Genomic DNA, 16200 nt, shown 5'->3' with positions numbered 1-16200 from the left:
GCGCCGACCCGCCGTCCGGGGTGACGTTGGTCGGCGCACCGCGCGCCCACGGCTCGGCCGGGCCGTAGTCGACCGGGAAGTGCTGCAGCGTCCCCCGGCGGGTGCCCCGGGTGACCGCGGCGCCGGGCGCTCTGGCCCCGGATCAGGCGCTCCGGGCCCGGATCAGGGCCAGAGCTTGTTCACGGCGGTGCGCGTCGTGGTCCGGAAGGCGGTCAGCGGGGCGTCCTTGAAGTCGCCCATCTGACCCCAGCGGACGAGGGTGACGGTCCGGCCGTCACGGCCCACCGCGAACAGGTGGATGTCGGTGTTGCCGACCTCCGGGTCGGCGGTGTCCAGGCTGTAGACCCAGGCGCCCTCCTCGACGGCGAGCTTCCCGTGGGAGGCGCTGACGGCGTGCAGGCCCGGGTTCTGCCGCTCCAGCAGGGGCCCGCAGCCGGCGAGGGCCTTGCGGAGGGTGTCGACCAGCTTCACCGCGTCGGCCTCGGTGCGGGCGACGGTGGTGATCTGGACGCCGTTGGTGTCGAGCTCGGTGCTGAACTCGCGGTAGCGGGAGTTCTGCGCCGGGATCTTGTACGGGGCGCAGAGGGCGCCGCCGTTCTCCGGGACGCCGGTGAAGACCTGGGTGGCGGTCCACGGCGTCGACGACGGCGGCATCTGGGATGCGGCGAGGAAGGCGGGCTGGGCGGCGGCCTGCGCCGGGGCCGTGGCGAGGGCCGCGAGGCCCAGTGCGGCAGCGGCGGTGGTGGCGAGTGCGGTACGGAGCTTGTTCATGGTGGTGGATCCCCCGTCGGGTCGTTCGGTCAGTGCTCGACCAGCGTCGGGCCGGCGCCCGCCGACTGCAACGGTGACGCGCCCACCATCCGTCCCGGAACCATTCCACCCCCGCTGACGTGCAAGGACGTGAAGGGTGGGACGCAGGGTCGAGGGGGATGGAATGCCGAAGGACGCCGCCGTCGAGGAGTTCGCGCGGCTCGTGCGCGCGCTGAAGGCGCGGGACGGGAGGAGTTACGAGGCGCTGGGCCGGCGCCTGAGCGTCAGCGCGTCCACCCTCCACCGCTACTGCTCCGGCACGACCGTCCCGGAGGAGTTCGCCGTGGTCGACCGCCTCGCCCTGCTGTGCGGGGCGGACGAGGAGGAGCGGCGGGCCCTGGAGGTGGCCTGGACCCGCGCGGACGGCGCCCGCCGCCCCCCGGCACCGGAACCCGGCGCGGAGCCGGCGCCCGAGCCCGGCCTTGAACCCGCGCCGACCCCGGAGGCGGCGCCCGAGCCCGAGCCCGTGCATGCGCACGTGCCGGGCCTCCCGTCCGAGCGGCGGAGGCTCCGGTGGCGGTGGATGGGCGTGGTCGTCGGGGCGCTGGCGGTCGTGGGGACGGTGACGCTCGGAGCCGTACTCCAGCCCGGGAAGGCCCGGGAGCGGGCCGCTGAACCACCGGCGCCGCTGACGTGGACGGTCGCCTCGCACATCTGGAAGAACGGGTGCGGGCACACCTACCTCGTGGAGCGGACGCCCCCTCCCCCGCCGGAGGCGGCCGACGCGCGGAGCTGGGCGGCGGCGCAGGGGGCCGTGGACGGCGGGGAGACGCTGGTGCGGGTGTCGGTACAGGGGAAGGGCGCGGCGGCGGTGGTGCTCCAGGCACTGCACGTGCGGGTGGTGGAGCGGGGCGCGCCGCTGCCGTGGGCGGCGTACCGGATGGACGACGGGTGCGGCGGGGCGGTGACGCCGCGCCGTTTCGAGGTGGACCTGGACCGGCCGCGGCCGGTGGCGCGGGCGCTGGACGGGTACGACGCCTCCGGGGAGGAAGGCCGCACGCTCCCGGCGGTCTCCTTCCCGTACGCGGTCAGCGCCGCCGAGCCGGAGGAGCTGCTGGTCTCGGCGGGGGCGGCCGGCTGCGACTGCCGTTGGTACCTGGAGCTGGAGTGGAGCAGCGAGGGCCGCTCCGGCACGGTCCGGATCACCGACGACGGCCGGCCGTTCCGTACGAGCGGCATCGAGGGACGCCCGGTCTTCGAGTACGACACCCTCAACCACCGCTGGATCACCGGCGAGGCGCCTCGGCTCTGACCGGACGTGATGTGGGCAACGCTGAGGGCTCCAGATCTGGACAGCGGCGCGAACCGATGGGTAACTTGACTGAGCAAGCGCTTAGGCATAGTGCGTCAGGTACCCAGGACTCCGAAGGAGGCGGCTCGTGCGCCGTACGGTATTCAACGAGGACCACGAGGCGTTCCGGGAGACCATCCGGGCCTTCATCGAGGCCGAGGTCGTCCCCGTCTACGACGAGTGGTTCGCCGCGGGCCAGGCGCCGCGCGAGTTCTACGGCAAGCTCGGCGAGCTGGGCATCTTCGGCATCAACGTCCCCGAGGAGTTCGGCGGCGCGGGCCTGGACACCCACAAGTTCGAGGCCGTCCTCTACGAGGAGACCTCGCGCGCGGGCGTCCAGTTCGGCGGCTCCGGCGTGCACGTGCTGCTCGCCCTGCCGTACATCAAGATGCTCGCCACCGACGAGCAGAAGAAGCGTTACCTCCCGAACTTCGTCTCCGGTGACGAGATGTGGGCGCTGGCGATGACCGAGCCGGGCACCGGCTCCGACGTCGCGGGCATGAAGACCACCGCCAAGCTCTCCGAGGACGGCACGCACTACGTCCTCAACGGCGCCAAGACCTTCATCACCGGTGGCGTCCACGCCGACCGCGTGATCGTCTGCGCCCGTACGTCCGCCCCGACGGCCGAGGACCGCCGCCACGGCATCTCCCTCTTCGCCGTGGACACCAAGTCCGAGGGCTACTCCATCGGCCGCAAGCTGGACAAGCTCGGCCTGCGCACCTCCGACACCGCCGAGCTGGCGTTCGTCGACGTGAAGGTGCCGGTCGAGGACCTGCTCGGCGAGGAGAACAAGGGCTTCTACTACCTCGGCCACAACCTCGCCTCCGAGCGCTGGGGCATCGCCTTCGGCGCCTACGCGCAGGCCAAGGCCGCCGTCCGGTTCGCCCAGCAGTACGTGCAGGAGCGCACCGTCTTCGGCAAGCCGGTCGCGCACTTCCAGAACACCAAGTTCGAGCTGGCCGCCTGCCAGGCCGAGGTGGACGCCGCCGAGGCCGTCGCCGACCGCGCCCTGGAGGCCCTGGACGCGGGCGAGCTGACCCCGGCCGAGGCCGCGAGCGCGAAGCTCTTCTGCACCGAGGTCGCGCACCGCGTGATCGACCGCTGCCTCCAGCTGCACGGCGGCTACGGCTACATGAACGAGTACCCGATCGCGCGCCTGTACGCCGACAACCGCGTCAACCGCATCTACGGCGGCACCAGCGAGATCATGAAGTCGATCATCGCCAAGTCGATGGGTCTGTAAGTGCCCGAGGCTCTCGACGCCCTGCTCGATCTGCTCGACCTGGAGCAGATCGAGCAGAACCTCTTCCGGGGACAGTCCCGCTCCGCCGTCGTCCCCCGCGTCTTCGGCGGCCAGGTGGCCGCCCAGGCGCTGGTGGCGGCGGGGCGGACCGTCCCGGAAGACCGCCTCGCCCACTCCCTGCACGCGTACTTCCTGCGCGCCGGGGACCCGGGCGCGCCGATCGTCTACACCGTGGACCGGATCCGCGACGGCCGCTCCTTCACCACCCGCCGGGTCGTCGCCGTCCAGCACGGACGGCCGATCTTCCACCTCTCCGCGTCCTTCCAGACGTACGAGGAGGGGCTTGAGCACCAGTACGACATGCCGGCCGCGCCGGACCCGGAGTCCCTGCCGACGGCGGCCGAGATGCTGCCCCGGCACCTTCCGGCGGACGTGGCCGCACGGCTGGTCGAGGCGCGGGCGGCGGTGGACCTGCGGTACGCCGAGGTGCCGCCGTGGGGCTCCGTCGGGGAGCCGCGCGAGCCGCGCTCGCAGGTCTGGTTCCGTACGAACGGCAAGCTCGCCGACGACCCGCTGCTGCACGTCTGTCTGGCGACGTACGTCTCCGACATGACGCTGCTCGACTCGGTGCTGCTCGCCCACGGGCGCGGCGGCTGGGCGGTCGGCGACGTCGTCGGGGCGTCGCTGGACCACGCGATGTGGTTCCACCGGCCGTTCCGGGCCGACGAGTGGCTGCTGTACGACCAGGAGTCGCCGTCCGCCTCGGGCGGGCGGGGGCTCGGCCAGGCGCGGATCTACACGCAGGACGGGAAGCTGGCGATCTCCGTCATCCAGGAGGGCGTCGTCCGCGTCCCGCGCTGAGGCGACGGACATCGCGGAATCATCCCCGGCCGGGCATCCGGCCGGGGATGATCTGTTCCGTCCAGATGACCTTGCCCTCGGCGGTGTACCGGGTTCCCCAGCGCTCCGCGAACTGGGCCACCAGGAACAGACCGCGGCCTCCCTCGTCCGACTCCGCCGCCCGGCGCAGGTGCGGGGCGGTGCTGCTGCCGTCGGAGACTGACGGGACGACGGTGCGTGCGCTCAGCATCGAGCGCATGTGGCTGATGAAACCAGCCATGACTCATTTCCAGCACCGTCGTTCGGGAGGGGTGGTGTCGTTCTCCTTCCGCGCCCCGGACCGGACATACCGTCCGGTCCATGGCGGAACAGGGCGAGAGCGTGTTCACGGTGATCGTGGCGGCGGTGGCGAACCTCGGGATCGCCGCCGCCAAGGCGGTGGCGGGTGTGATCAGCGGATCGAGCGCGATGCTCTCCGAGGCGGCCCATTCGGTCGCCGACACGGTCACCGAGGTCATGCTGCTCACCGCGCTCAAGCGGAGCGAGAAGCCGGCGGACGAGGACCATCCGCTCGGGTACGCCGGCGAGCGCTACGTCTGGGCGCTGCTCGCCGCCGTCGCCACCTTCGTCGGCGGCGCGGTCTTCTCGGTCTACGACGGCGTCCACACGCTCGTCCACGGCGAGGAGATGGGCGACCCGCTGATCTCGTACATCGTGCTCGGCGTCGCCTTCGTGCTGGAGGGCTTCTCCCTGCGGACCGCCGTCCGTCAGGTCAGGGGCGAGGCGGAGCGGATGAAGGCGCCCTTCGGCCGCTATCTGCGGCACACTCCCGACACCACCGTCAAGGCCGTCGTGATGGAGGACTCGGCGGCCCTGGCCGGTCTGCTCCTCGCGGCGGGCGGCCTGCTCGGCGTCGAGATCAGCGGCTCGGCGGTGTGGGACGGCGTCGCCTCGATCCTCATCGGCGCGCTGCTGGTGTACGTGGCGTGGGTGTTGGGCCGCTCCAACGCGGAGCTGCTGATCGGCCGCCCGCTGCCGCGGCCGATGCGGGAGGCTGTCCGCGAGGAGCTGCTCTCGGTGCCGCACATCATCGACGTGCTGGAGCTGACGACGCTGATCCAGGGCCCGGACGAGGTCATGATCGCCGCGAAGGTCGATTTCCGTGACGTGTCCTCGGCCGAGCAGGTCGAGTGGGCCTGCGAGGAGGCGGAGGAGCAGCTACGGGAGCGCTTCCCCGCCGTCCGTCGGGTCTATCTGGACCCGACACCGGGGGTGGCCCCGGGTCAGAGCAGGCCGGACGCGTCGAGCAGGTAGTCGGTGAGCGGCTCGTAGGAGCGGGGGTCCAGGACGTGGTCGTCCAGGGGGATCGTGACCTGCATGGTGCCCTCGGCCTCGCCGATGAAGAGGGCGGGGTCGTTGCAGTCGGCGTAGCCGACGGAGTCGACGCCCCGCTGGCCCGCGCGCCCGGCCCAGCCGTGGTCGGCGACGACGAGGTCCGGCCGGCCGTCCTCGCCGAGGGCGTCCAGGATCGCGTTCATGGGTTCGGGCGAATGGGTGTGCCAGAGGGTGGCGCCGCGCTCGAAGACGGCGACGTCGGCGAACTGCACGACGTACCCCTCGTCCGCGATGAGCCCGCCGGGGATCCGTACGATGTCGCAGCCCTTGGCCCGCAGGGCGGCGGCTACCCGGCTGTGGGCGTCGATCAGCGCGCCGGGGTGACCGGTCGCGAACAGCACCCGCTCCTTGCCCGCGGCGGCCTTGCGCAGACGGGCGGCCGCCCGGTCGAGGGCGTCGACGGTCAGGTCGGGGTCGATGGTGTCCTGCCCGGTGCGGTGGGCGGGGTCGTCGTTGACCCCGCACCGCTCGGCCATGACGGCGAGCACGTCCTGCTCGTCGGTCCACCGGTCGCCGAGCTCGAGGCCGAGCCAGTAGTGCCGGTCGCCGTTGGCGAGCTTGCGGTAGTGAGAGAGGTTGTTGTCGCGCGGGGTGGCGACATCACCTGCGATCCGGGTCCGTACAAGGTGCTCGACGAGGGCGGGGCGGCTGAGTATCGGCATGGGCCTCATTCTGCCGGGCCGCTGCGTCGCCGGCGGCCCGATTCCACCCCATGGACCGGTGGTTACGCCTCCGCGAGCGCCCCGAACGCCCCGTGCGCCAGGCGCCTGAGCAGCTCCTCCATCGAGTGGCGGCCGAGCGCCGCGAGGTGCGGGGTCGAGTTCAGCAGCCCGAAGACGGCGTGCACGGCGGCCCGCGCCTCGGACTCCCCGGCCGTCGGGTACAGCTCCCGTACGACCGCCACCCACAGCTCCACGTACTGCCGCTGGAGCTGTCGCACCCGCTTGCGGTCCTCGTCCTTCAGCCGGTCCAGCTCCCGGTCGTGGAGGGTGATCAGCGGCCGGTCGTCGAGCGCGAAGTCGATGTGGCTGTCGATGAGCGAGCCGAGCAGCGCCCGCGGGTCGCTCTCCCCCTCGCCCACGCGCAGCCGCCCGCCGTCGAGGAGCCGCTCGCTGATCCCGACGAGCAGCTCGGCCAGCATCGCGTCCTTGCCCGCGAAGTGCCGGTAGAGCCCGGGGCCGCTGATACCGACGGCGGCTCCTATCTCGTCGACGCCGACGCCGTGGAACCCACGCTCGGCGAAGAGGCGAGCGGCCTCCTTGAGGATCTGCTCGCGGCGCGTGGGGGCGTCGGTCCTGGCGGTGGTGGTCATGGAATCGATTCTAGACAATGGGGTTAGCGGTCGTTAACCTGAAAGCCATACGTTAACGCTCATTAACCGAGCAAGGGAGCTCAGTCGATGCAGCAGGCACCTGTGCTGACGAGCGCGGCGGACCCCGCGTCGCCGGCCTGGCAGGCCAACGAGGCGGCCCACCACGAGCTGGCCGCCGCGCTGCGCGCCAAACTCGCCGCGGCCGCGCTCGGCGGCGGCGAGAAGGCCCGCGCCCGGCACACCGCGCGCGGCAAACTGCTGCCGCGGGACCGCGTGGACACCGTCCTGGACCCGGGGTCGCCCTTCCTGGAGCTGGCCCCGCTCGCCGCGAACGGGATGTACGGCGACCAGGCACCGGCCGCCGGAGTCATCGCCGGCATCGGCCGGGTCTCGGGCCGCGAGTGCGTGATCGTCGCCAACGACGCGACCGTCAAGGGCGGCACGTACTACCCGATGACGGTGAAGAAGCATCTGCGGGCCCAGGAGGTGGCGCTGGAGAATCGGCTCCCCTGCCTCTACCTCGTGGACTCCGGCGGCGCGTTCCTGCCGATGCAGGACGAGGTCTTCCCGGACCGCGAGCACTTCGGCCGGATCTTCTACAACCAGGCCCGGATGTCCGGCGCCGGCATCCCGCAGATCGCGGCGGTCCTCGGCTCCTGCACGGCCGGTGGCGCGTACGTCCCGGCCATGAGCGACGAGGCCGTGATCGTACGGAACCAGGGCACGATCTTCCTGGGCGGTCCGCCGCTGGTGAAGGCCGCGACCGGTGAGGTCGTCACGGCGGAGGAGCTGGGCGGCGGCGAGGTGCACTCCCGTACGTCCGGTGTCACCGACCATCTCGCGGAGGACGACGCCCACGCGCTGCGCATCGTCCGCAACATCGTCGCCACCCTCCCGGCGCGCGGCGAGCTGCCCTGGTCGGTCGAGCCGGTCGAGGAGCCGAAGGTGGACCCGGCGGGTCTCTACGGCGCGGTGCCGGTGGACTCCCGTACCCCGTACGATGTCCGCGAGGTCATCGCGCGGATCGTGGACGCCTCCCGCTTCCAGGAGTTCAAGGCCGAGTACGGGCAGACGCTGGTCACCGGCTTCGCCCGGATCCACGGACACCCGGTCGGGATCGTCGCCAACAACGGCATCCTGTTCTCCGAGTCCGCCCAGAAGGGCGCGCACTTCATCGAGCTGTGCGACCAGCGCGGCATCCCGCTGCTGTTCCTGCAGAACATCTCGGGCTTCATGGTCGGCAAGGACTACGAGGCGGGCGGCATCGCCAAGCACGGCGCCAAGATGGTGACGGCCGTGGCCTGCACGCGCGTGCCGAAGCTGACCGTGGTCGTCGGCGGCTCGTACGGCGCGGGCAACTACTCGATGTGCGGCCGGGCGTACTCCCCGCGCTTCCTGTGGATGTGGCCCAACGCCAAGATCTCGGTCATGGGCGGCGAGCAGGCCGCGTCCGTCCTCGCGACGGTCAAGCGGGACCAGCTCGGCGACGAGTGGAGCGCGGAGGAAGAGGACGCCTTCAAGGCCCCGATCCGCGAGCAGTACGAGACCCAGGGCAACGCCTACTACGCGACGGCGCGGCTCTGGGACGACGGGGTCATCGACCCGATGGAGACCCGACAGGTGGTGGGCCTCGCCCTCACGGCCTGCGCCAACGCGCCCCTGGGTGACCCCCAGTTCGGCGTCTTCCGGATGTGAGGGGACCTCAGAAGATGTTCGACACAGTCCTTGTGGCCAACCGGGGCGAGATCGCGGTCCGGGTCATCCGCACGCTGCGGGCGCTCGGCGTCCGCTCGGTGGCGGTGTACAGCGACGCGGACGCCGAGGCCCGTCACGTACGGGAGGCGGACACGGCGGTACGGATCGGTCCGCCGCCGGCCTCCGAGTCGTACCTGTCGGTCGAGGCGCTCCTCGACGCGGCCCGCCGGACGGGCGCGCAGGCGGTCCACCCCGGCTACGGCTTCCTTGCGGAGAACGCCGGGTTCGCGCAGGCGTGCGCGGAGGCGGGCCTGGTCTTCATCGGCCCGCCGGCCTCCGCGATCTCCCTGATGGGCGACAAGATCCGGGCGAAGGAGACGGTGAAGGCGGCGGGCGTGCCGGTCGTCCCCGGCGCGGCCGACCCGGAACTGGAGGCGGCGGCGCGCGAGTTGGGCGCCCCTGTCCTGCTGAAGCCTTCGGCGGGCGGCGGCGGCAAGGGAATGCGGCTCGTACGCGACCTGTCGACGCTGACCGACGAGATCGCGGCGGCGCGGCGCGAGGCGCGGTCGTCGTTCGGCGACGACACGCTGCTCGTGGAGCGGTGGATCGACCGGCCGCGGCACATCGAGATCCAGGTCCTCGCGGACGGGCACGGCAACGTGGTGCACCTCGGTGAGCGCGAGTGCTCGCTCCAGCGGCGCCACCAGAAGATCATCGAGGAGGCGCCGAGCGTCCTGCTGACGCCGGAGATCCGCGAGCAGATGGGCGCGGCGGCGGTGGAGGCCGCGCGGTCCTGCGGGTACGTCGGCGCGGGCACGGTCGAGTTCATCGTGCCGGGCGTGCACCCGTCCTCGTACTACTTCATGGAGATGAACACCCGGCTCCAGGTGGAGCACCCGGTGACGGAGCTGATCACCGGGATCGACCTGGTGGAGTGGCAGCTGCGGGTGGCGGCGGGCGAGAAGCTGGGCTTCGCCCAGTCCGACATCCGCCTGGACGGCTGGGCGATCGAGGCCCGCGTCTGCGCGGAGGACCCCGCGCGCGGCTTCCTCCCCTCGGGCGGCACGGTCCTCTCGCTCCACGAGCCGCAGGGCGACGGGGTCCGCACGGACTCGGGTCTGAGCGAGGGCACGGAGGTCGGCAGCCTGTACGACCCGATGCTGTCGAAGGTCATCGTCCACGCGCCGGACCGCCCCACGGCCCTCCGCCGCCTCCGCGCGGCCCTGGCGGACACGACGACCCTGGGCGTCCCGACGAACGCGGGCTTCCTGCGCCGCCTCCTGTCCCACCCGGACGTCATGGCCGGCGACTTGGACACGGGCCTGGTGGAACGGGACGCGGAGAGCCTGGTCCCGACGGGCGTCCCCGGCGAGGTGTACGCCGCGGCGGCGCTGCTGCGGCAGTTCCCCCCGGCTTCCCCGGCCGAGGGCTGGACGGACCCGTTCGACGCCCCCACCGGCTGGCGCCTGGGCGGCCGACCCGCCTGGACCCCGCACCACTTCCGCGTCCCGGGCCACGACCCGGTGACGATCCGCGTCCGCGGCGACCGGAAGACCGCGGAGCTGCTGCTCGACGCGGCGCCCGGCGAGGTTCCGGGAAGTGGGGCGGTGGGGGAGGTCTCCGCCCACCACGTGACCGTTCACCTCGACGGGGTCGTCCACCACTTCCGCCTCGCCAGCTCCCCCGAGGGGATCTGGCTCGGCCGGGACGGGGACTCCTGGCACGTCCTCGATCACGACCCGGTCGCCGCCGCGCTCACCGGCGCCCGGCACGGCGGGGCCGACACGCTCGCCGCGCCCATGCCCGGGACCGTCACCGTCGTGAAGGTCGGGGTCGGGGACGAGGTCGAGGCCGGCCAGAGTCTGCTCGTCGTCGAGGCCATGAAGATGGAGCACGTCATCTCCGCCCCGCACGCCGGCACCGTCACCGAGCTGGACGTCACCCCCGGCTCCACCGTCGCCATGGACCAGATCCTCGCCGTGGTGACCCCCAGGGAGGAATCATGACCACGGGCCTGCCCATGAACGTGCCCGCCCCAGGGCTCCCCGCCCGGGTGCGGATCCACGAGGTCGGGCCGCGCGACGGGCTCCAGAACGAGAAGACCGTCGTCCCGACCGGGACGAAGGCCGAATTCGTCCGGCGCCTCGCCGCCGCCGGGCTCTCCACCGTCGAGGCGACCAGCTTCGTCCACCCCAAGTGGGTGCCCCAGCTGGCGGACGCCGAGGAGCTGTTCCCGCTCCTCAAGGACGTTCCGGCCCGGCTCCCGGTCCTCGTTCCCAACGAGCGCGGGCTCGACCGCGCCATGGCCCTCGGCGCCCGCGAGATCGCCGTCTTCGCCTCCGCCACGGAGTCCTTCGCGAAGGCCAACCTCAACCGCACGGTCGACGAGGCCCTCGCCATGTTCGAGCCCGTCGTCACCCGCGCCATAGAGCAGGGCCTCCGCATCCGCGGCTATCTCTCGATGTGCTTCGGCGACCCCTGGGAGGGCGCCGTCCCCGTCGAGCAGGTCGTCCGCGTCACCAAGGCCCTCGCCGAGATGGGGTGCGACGAGCTGAGCCTCGGCGACACCATCGGCGTCGCCACCCCCGGCCATGTGGAGGCCCTGCTCCGGGGGCTCAACGAGGCCGGCGTGCCCACCTCCCGTATCGCCGTGCACTTCCACGACACCTACGGGCAGGCGCTCTCCAACACCCTCGCCGCGCTCCGGCACGGCGTGACCACCGTCGACGCCTCCGCCGGCGGCCTCGGCGGCTGCCCGTACGCGAAGAGCGCCACGGGCAACCTCGCCACCGAGGACCTCGTGTGGATGCTCGACGGCCTCGGCATCGAGACCGGGGTCGACCTGGCCGCCCTCACCGCCACCAGCGTGTGGATGGCCGACCAACTGGGCCGACCGAGCCCTTCCCGTACCGTTCGCGCGCTCTCCCACAAGGAGTCCTAGCCATGTCCCTCGACCACCGGCTCTCCGAAGAGCACGAGGAACTCCGCCGCACCGTGGAGGAGTTCGCCCACGACGTCGTCGCCCCGAAGATCGGCGACTACTACGAGCGCCATGAGTTCCCGTACGAGATCGTCCGCGAGATGGGCCGCATGGGCCTGTTCGGTCTGCCCTTCCCGGAGGAGTACGGCGGGATGGGCGGCGACTACCTCGCCCTCGGCATCGCGCTGGAGGAGCTCGCCCGCGTCGACTCCTCCGTCGCCATCACCCTGGAGGCGGGTGTCTCGCTCGGCGCGATGCCGGTCTACCGCTTCGGCACCGAGGAGCAGAAGCAGGAGTGGCTGCCCCGGATGTGCAGCGGCGAGATCCTGGGCGCCTTCGGTCTGACCGAGCCGGGCGCGGGCAGCGACGCCGGCGGCACCCGCACCACCGCCGTCCGCGACGGCGACGACTGGGTCATCAACGGCTCGAAGTGCTTCATCACCAACTCCGGCACGGACATCACCGGTCTGGTCACGGTCACGGCGGTCACCGGCCGCAAGCCCGACGGCCGCCCGCTGATCTCCTCGATCATCGTCCCGTCCGGCACCCCCGGTTTCACCGTCGCCGCCCCGTACTCCAAGGTCGGCTGGAACGCCTCGGACACGCGTGAGCTGTCCTTCGACGACGTCCGTGTGCCCGCCGCGAACCTGCTCGGCGAAGAGGGCCGCGGCTACGCGCAGTTCCTGCGGATCCTGGACGAGGGCCGGATCGCGATCTCGGCGCTGGCGACCGGACTCGCGCAGGGCTGTGTCGACGAGTCGGTGAAGTACGCCAAGGAGCGGCATGCCTTCGGCCGGCCGATCGGCGACAACCAGGCCATCCAGTTCAAGATCGCGGACATGGAGATGCGGGCGCACATGGCCCGGATCGGCTGGCGGGACGCGGCGTCCCGGCTGGTGCTCGGCGAGTCCTTCAAGAAGGAGGCGGCGCTGGCGAAGCTGTACTCCTCCACGGTGGCCGTCGACAACGCCCGCGAGGCGACCCAGATCCACGGCGGTTACGGCTTCATGAACGAGTACCCGGTGGCGCGGATGTGGCGCGACTCCAAGATCCTGGAGATCGGCGAGGGCACGAGCGAGGTCCAGCGGATGCTGATCGCACGGGAGTTGGGGCTCTCCGCCTGACGCCGAGCGGCTGACGCCCGGCAGGCGACGCCAGGACCACCGAGCCGGTGTCCACGGATGAGTCCGCGGACACCGGCTCGACGCGTGTCAGGAGGTGCGCTGACGGCGCTCCATCGACTGGGCCGCACGGCGCCGCGCGGGCAGCAGGGCGTCCACCGTGCCGGCTCCCTTGCTCGGAGCCTCGCTCCACCCGTTGATCCTGGCGGCCAGCGCCTTGAGGCGCGCGTCGCCCGGCTTCACGTCGATCTGGAAGTGGCTCTCCTTCGGAGTCGCCTCGTCCCCACCCCACCGCACGACGCCCTCGCACTCGGCGAGGATGTCGCGGACGACGACCAACTCGTGCGAGAAGAACCCGTCCCTGGCACCGACCGGGTACCCCCCGGGCCGGATGGCGATCGCCGTTCCGGAGAGGTAGTTGCTCTCGTACGCCTCCTTGACGGTGCGAGAGACCGTGTGACCGGCGATCTCGCCCGCCGTGAGCGTGTCGATCTCGTAGTGGAAGCGGCGGGCGACGTGCAGCAGCACGGTCGCGACCTCGCCGCCCCGCAGTGCCACGACGACGTCACTCCCCTCGATGCGGAAGGCCTGCGGGTCGTCGAGCACCGACCAGCCGTTGGCGGTTCTGCCACTTCTCCACGCCTTGTCCCGCGGTACGGGCGCGGAAGCGGCCGCGGCGGTCCCGCTCGCTCCGCCGGCCCACATCGTCGCGCCGGCGGCGACACCGAGGCCCACCGTCAGGAAGCGGCGGCGGCCGAGGTGCGCCGAGGGCGATACGACATCACTCATGAACAGGCTCCTTCTTTCGCTTGGCGGCCGCGTACACGGCCAGGGCTGAGCAGACGACGACGGCCGTCAGGCCGGCATAGAGCAGCGGGTTGACCCAGGCGGGCACCAGGTCGACCGACGTCCCGTCCCGCCAGTGACAGACCTGGGACAGGGGGAACCCGCTCTCGGTGATCGAGTCCGGCCGGGCGGACGGCCCCTTTCCGGCCTTCACCGCGCAGATCTTCGCGACCTGCGTGAACCCGGACATGGCCCCCAGCGCATAGGTGGCCAGCGTGACGGCCGCGCTCAGGACCGCTCCGACCGTCCACGTCCGGACGCTTCGCAGTGACAGCATCAGGAACTGCTCATGCTCTTCTGCTGGTTGGAGAGGTAGGTGCTCCGCATGCGGTTCTCGAGACCCGCGCGGGACTGGAGCGAGTCGGCGAAGCCCTTGCAGAACTCGGTCAGCTTGTCGCCCGGCAGCATCGCGGGCAGCAGCGTGTCGTATCCGGCGATTCCCCAGATGAGCTTGTTGCGCCCCAGGGTGATGACCGGGTCCTTCTCCGTGACCAGCATCATGCGGGCGGTGTCCCTCGCGAGGGCCACGGTGCCGCCGAACCGCTGGGTGTAGAAGTCCTTGAAGCGGGTGAGGCCACCGGTGCCGTTGTAGTGATCCCGGATCGCCTCCACGATCGTCTTCCCGGCACGGACCCGTTCGGCGAGCAGGTAGCCGTCCGCGTCCTCGATGAGGTCGTTGTATCCGAAGGTGGAGTCCACACCGATCTTCGCGAACTTGTCCATGACGTAGGTGTAGCCCGACGCATAGCTGTTCACGTCACGACGCCACTCGCCGTAGAGCGTCATGAGGTCACCGCCCCAGCCGCCCACGTCGCCGGCGCCGGCGTTGATGATGTCCGGGGCCTGCTTCTTCACGTAGTGCGCGTTGCAGGTCGCCAGCAGGTGCTCGGCACCGAGGTGGTATCCGGTGAAGGGGTCCTTGAACTCGTCCCAGACGAACATCCCGTTGTTCTTCGCGTAGGTGATGAAGGCCCAGTCCGGGTCGCCGATGAGCGCCCACCACTTCTCATCTCCGTACGAGACGTGACGCATGTACTCCATCACGAGCTTGTCGGGGTCACCCTTGCCATAGCTCTTGGCAAGCCCGTACAGCCTCTCGATGTAGGCGATGAAGTCGTCGGCCGGGGAGGTCGCCTTGTTGACGCTCTTCTGGCCGAAGTCGGTGCCCGCCCGGTTGGCGTCGTTGTCGAGGTCGAACGAGTCACCGCCGGAGGTGAACTTGAACTCCTTGATCTGGTTGAACGCCCAGTTCGCCGGCAACGGGAAGCCGAGGTTCCCGGAGAATCCCCAGGACATTCCGGAGACGAAGGACCATCGCGCGTAGGTCTCCTTCGTGACCTGGCCGCACACGTTCCGCGAACCGTAGACGCCGTGGACGTACCGCTTGCCCTTGTTGGCGAGACCGGCGGACACCCCGTTGAAGTACGGGACGATGTTCGACTGGATCTCTTCCGAGGTGGCGTCGTAGTCCACCGCGAAGTAGATGACCGTGCCCCGGTTGAAGCCGTAGCTCTCGGCCAGCTGATGGGCGTTCAGGGCATGCTGGAAGCCCTTGGTGTACGTGAAGTCCGCCAGCTGCCGGCCGTTGTCCTGGTAGATCGGGAACACCCGCAGGCCCGCGGCGAAGATGTCCTGGAGCTCGCCCGGCTTGATCTCCTTGTCGAGCGTGCTGCCCGGCGGGTCGAAGAGGTAGCGGCCGACGCAGCGGTACCCGGCGGCGTACAGGGCCTTGGCCCGGGAGGCGGTGATGGTGAAGCGGGTGTCGCAGGCGTCGACGGCCCGCTCCGGGTCACCGGTGGACACGAGCAGCTGGGCCCAGGTCTGGTAGTCGCCGCGTCCGGTCACCGGGAGCACCGAGAAGCGCTGGAACGCTTCCACGAACGATCCGAGCGAGGAGTCGAACGTCCCCTTGAACGAGGTCACGTACGAGCTGCCGACGGTGACGGGCTCGTTGAACACACACGCCGCGGAGAACAGCCAGACGAAGATTCCGGAGTCGCCCGCGGACACGACGTGGTTCTTCAGGCCGGCCTGGGTGCCGGGGCCGAAATTGCCGGTCGCCTGGTCCTCGGGAATGCCTATCTCGTACTGGATGGCCTTCATCAGGGCCTTGTTCACGTCACGGGAGTAGTGGCCGTCACAAGGACCTATGTAGAACGTCGACTTGCCGATGTACTGGCCGTTGAGCCACTGCTGGATGGCCCGCACCTTCTCCGAGCCGCCGGCGAGAAGGACGTACGCGTCCATGCTCAGCAGCGCCTTGAAGACCTTCGGCTGAACACGGCTGTTGGGGGGTGCGTTCACCCCGAGGCCCATTTCCCCCTTCATGCTGCGGACCGCGTTCTCGGTCACGGTGCCGTAGTCGCCGCCCTCACCGCCCCAGTACCCCTTGCAGAACAGCGCGTACTGGACGATCTTGACGATGTTCTTGTTGGCCTCACCGGGCCCGATGTCCCCGCGCGCCGTGAGCTTCGCGAGCGTGCCGGCCCCGAAGCTCGCCACGACCGGACCGATGCCCAGCTCGTGCTGCAGACCCATGGTCAGCGAGTACATCGTCGACCACCCGGTACGGCCGTCCTCCGGGCATCTGGCATACCCGGCAACGGCACCGTAGGTGGCGTTCACCCACTTCTGCGCCTCGAGAACCTTCGCGTCCGCCATGTC

General features: G+C 71.0%; 14 protein-coding genes and 1 pseudogene. 8 read left to right on the top strand and 7 right to left on the bottom strand.

The genetic code is table 11. The features are described from left to right. Window positions 1-162 precede the first annotated feature (162 nt). Window positions 163-771, bottom strand: coding sequence for a hypothetical protein (locus tag ACFVZW_RS01115; RefSeq protein ID WP_384514868.1), 609 nt, complete (start codon window positions 769-771; stop codon window positions 163-165). Window positions 772-934: 163 nt separating this feature from the next. Here ACFVZW_RS01115 and ACFVZW_RS01110 point away from each other — a divergent pair, with 163 nt between their 5' ends. From ACFVZW_RS01110 to tesB, 3 genes are all read left to right on the top strand, one after another. Beyond that, complete coding sequence (locus tag ACFVZW_RS01110; protein WP_384514865.1) at window positions 935-2062, top strand: helix-turn-helix domain-containing protein; 1128 nt, start codon at window positions 935-937, stop codon at window positions 2060-2062. A gap of 127 nt (window positions 2063-2189) precedes the next feature. Next, the gene (locus tag ACFVZW_RS01105; RefSeq protein WP_329120307.1) at window positions 2190-3347 is read left to right on the top strand and encodes an acyl-CoA dehydrogenase family protein; all 1158 of its coding nucleotides are present in this window, start codon (window positions 2190-2192) and stop codon (window positions 3345-3347) included. Further along, complete coding sequence (gene tesB, locus ACFVZW_RS01100) at window positions 3348-4208, top strand: acyl-CoA thioesterase II (protein WP_384514862.1); 861 nt, start codon at window positions 3348-3350, stop codon at window positions 4206-4208. A gap of 19 nt (window positions 4209-4227) precedes the next feature. On the opposite strand, the pseudogene ACFVZW_RS01095 reads toward tesB, so the two are convergent. Next, window positions 4228-4437 (bottom strand): annotated as a pseudogene (locus ACFVZW_RS01095) (ATP-binding protein); the annotation flags it as partial. Window positions 4438-4547: 110 nt separating this feature from the next. On the opposite strand from ACFVZW_RS01095, the gene ACFVZW_RS01090 reads away from it, so the two are divergent. Continuing rightward, the gene (locus ACFVZW_RS01090; RefSeq protein ID WP_384514860.1) at window positions 4548-5501 is read left to right on the top strand and encodes a cation diffusion facilitator family transporter; all 954 of its coding nucleotides are present in this window, start codon (window positions 4548-4550) and stop codon (window positions 5499-5501) included. Here the strand turns inward: ACFVZW_RS01090 and ACFVZW_RS01085 are convergent. Both ACFVZW_RS01085 and ACFVZW_RS01080 read right to left on the bottom strand, forming a co-directional pair. After that, window positions 5471-6244, bottom strand: a complete 774-nt coding sequence (locus ACFVZW_RS01085) for a phosphatase (RefSeq protein ID WP_362357576.1) — start codon at window positions 6242-6244, stop codon at window positions 5471-5473. The genes ACFVZW_RS01090 and ACFVZW_RS01085 overlap by 31 nt on opposite strands. A 62-nt stretch (window positions 6245-6306) precedes the next feature. After that, window positions 6307-6894, bottom strand: coding sequence for a TetR/AcrR family transcriptional regulator (locus ACFVZW_RS01080; RefSeq protein WP_384514857.1), 588 nt, complete (start codon window positions 6892-6894; stop codon window positions 6307-6309). A gap of 87 nt (window positions 6895-6981) precedes the next feature. Here ACFVZW_RS01080 and ACFVZW_RS01075 point away from each other — a divergent pair, with 87 nt between their 5' ends. Genes ACFVZW_RS01075 through ACFVZW_RS01060 form a run of 4 tightly spaced genes read left to right on the top strand, consistent with a single transcriptional unit; the run spans window position 6982 to window position 12693 of the window. After that, window positions 6982-8589, top strand: coding sequence for a carboxyl transferase domain-containing protein (locus tag ACFVZW_RS01075; RefSeq protein WP_384514854.1), 1608 nt, complete (start codon window positions 6982-6984; stop codon window positions 8587-8589). A 14-nt stretch (window positions 8590-8603) separates the two neighbouring features. Beyond that, entirely contained in the window at window positions 8604-10595 is a 1992-nt protein-coding gene (locus tag ACFVZW_RS01070; RefSeq protein ID WP_384514851.1) for a biotin carboxylase N-terminal domain-containing protein, read from the top strand. After that, window positions 10592-11530 carry a hydroxymethylglutaryl-CoA lyase gene (locus ACFVZW_RS01065; protein ID WP_384514848.1) on the top strand — a complete coding sequence of 313 codons (939 nt, stop codon included), beginning with the start codon at window positions 10592-10594 and terminating at the stop codon, window positions 11528-11530. Before ACFVZW_RS01070 ends, ACFVZW_RS01065 begins: the two co-directional genes overlap by 4 nt. A gap of 2 nt (window positions 11531-11532) precedes the next feature. Continuing rightward, a complete protein-coding gene (locus ACFVZW_RS01060; RefSeq protein ID WP_384514845.1) occupies window positions 11533-12693 on the top strand; it encodes an acyl-CoA dehydrogenase family protein in 1161 nt (386 codons plus the stop codon). Window positions 12694-12780: 87 nt separating this feature from the next. Here the strand turns inward: ACFVZW_RS01060 and ACFVZW_RS01055 are convergent, their stop codons facing one another. From ACFVZW_RS01055 to ACFVZW_RS01045, 3 genes are read right to left on the bottom strand one after another with little or no spacing between them, the layout of a single operon-like run. Beyond that, window positions 12781-13479: a hypothetical protein gene (locus ACFVZW_RS01055; RefSeq protein WP_384514843.1), complete on the bottom strand. Its 699-nt coding sequence runs from the start codon at window positions 13477-13479 to the stop codon at window positions 12781-12783. Beyond that, on the bottom strand, window positions 13472-13813 hold the full coding sequence (locus ACFVZW_RS01050) for a hypothetical protein (protein ID WP_384514839.1): 342 nt from the start codon (window positions 13811-13813) through the stop codon (window positions 13472-13474). The genes ACFVZW_RS01055 and ACFVZW_RS01050 overlap by 8 nt, the downstream gene beginning before the upstream one ends. Beyond that, window positions 13813-16197: a glycoside hydrolase domain-containing protein gene (locus tag ACFVZW_RS01045; protein ID WP_384514836.1), complete on the bottom strand. Its 2385-nt coding sequence runs from the start codon at window positions 16195-16197 to the stop codon at window positions 13813-13815. The genes ACFVZW_RS01050 and ACFVZW_RS01045 overlap by 1 nt, the downstream gene beginning before the upstream one ends. Window positions 16198-16200 lie beyond the last annotated feature (3 nt).

This window comes from Streptomyces sp. NPDC059567, assembly GCF_042735655.1.
Taxonomy (GTDB): domain Bacteria; phylum Actinomycetota; class Actinomycetes; order Streptomycetales; family Streptomycetaceae; genus Streptomyces.
Note: the sequence above shows the minus strand (reverse complement) of the source record. Positions and strands in the feature narration are given on the sequence as shown.

Bases quoted from the DNA above. Each gene is read 5' to 3' on its own strand.
- ACFVZW_RS01115 (WP_384514868.1), bottom strand. From the start codon at position 771: ATGAACAAGCTCCGTACCGCACTCGCCACCACCGCCGCTGCCGCACTG.
- ACFVZW_RS01110 (WP_384514865.1), top strand. From the start codon at position 935: ATGCCGAAGGACGCCGCCGTCGAGGAGTTCGCGCGGCTCGTGCGCGCG.
- ACFVZW_RS01090 (WP_384514860.1), top strand. From the start codon at position 4,548: ATGGCGGAACAGGGCGAGAGCGTGTTCACGGTGATCGTGGCGGCGGTG.
- ACFVZW_RS01085 (WP_362357576.1), bottom strand. From the start codon at position 6,244: ATGCCGATACTCAGCCGCCCCGCCCTCGTCGAGCACCTTGTACGGACC.
- ACFVZW_RS01080 (WP_384514857.1), bottom strand. From the start codon at position 6,894: ATGACCACCACCGCCAGGACCGACGCCCCCACGCGCCGCGAGCAGATC.
- ACFVZW_RS01075 (WP_384514854.1), top strand. From the start codon at position 6,982: ATGCAGCAGGCACCTGTGCTGACGAGCGCGGCGGACCCCGCGTCGCCG.
- ACFVZW_RS01070 (WP_384514851.1), top strand. From the start codon at position 8,604: ATGTTCGACACAGTCCTTGTGGCCAACCGGGGCGAGATCGCGGTCCGG.
- ACFVZW_RS01065 (WP_384514848.1), top strand. From the start codon at position 10,592: ATGACCACGGGCCTGCCCATGAACGTGCCCGCCCCAGGGCTCCCCGCC.
- ACFVZW_RS01060 (WP_384514845.1), top strand. From the start codon at position 11,533: ATGTCCCTCGACCACCGGCTCTCCGAAGAGCACGAGGAACTCCGCCGC.
- ACFVZW_RS01055 (WP_384514843.1), bottom strand. From the start codon at position 13,479: ATGAGTGATGTCGTATCGCCCTCGGCGCACCTCGGCCGCCGCCGCTTC.
- ACFVZW_RS01050 (WP_384514839.1), bottom strand. From the start codon at position 13,813: ATGCTGTCACTGCGAAGCGTCCGGACGTGGACGGTCGGAGCGGTCCTG.
- ACFVZW_RS01045 (WP_384514836.1), bottom strand. From the start codon at position 16,197: ATGGCGGACGCGAAGGTTCTCGAGGCGCAGAAGTGGGTGAACGCCACC.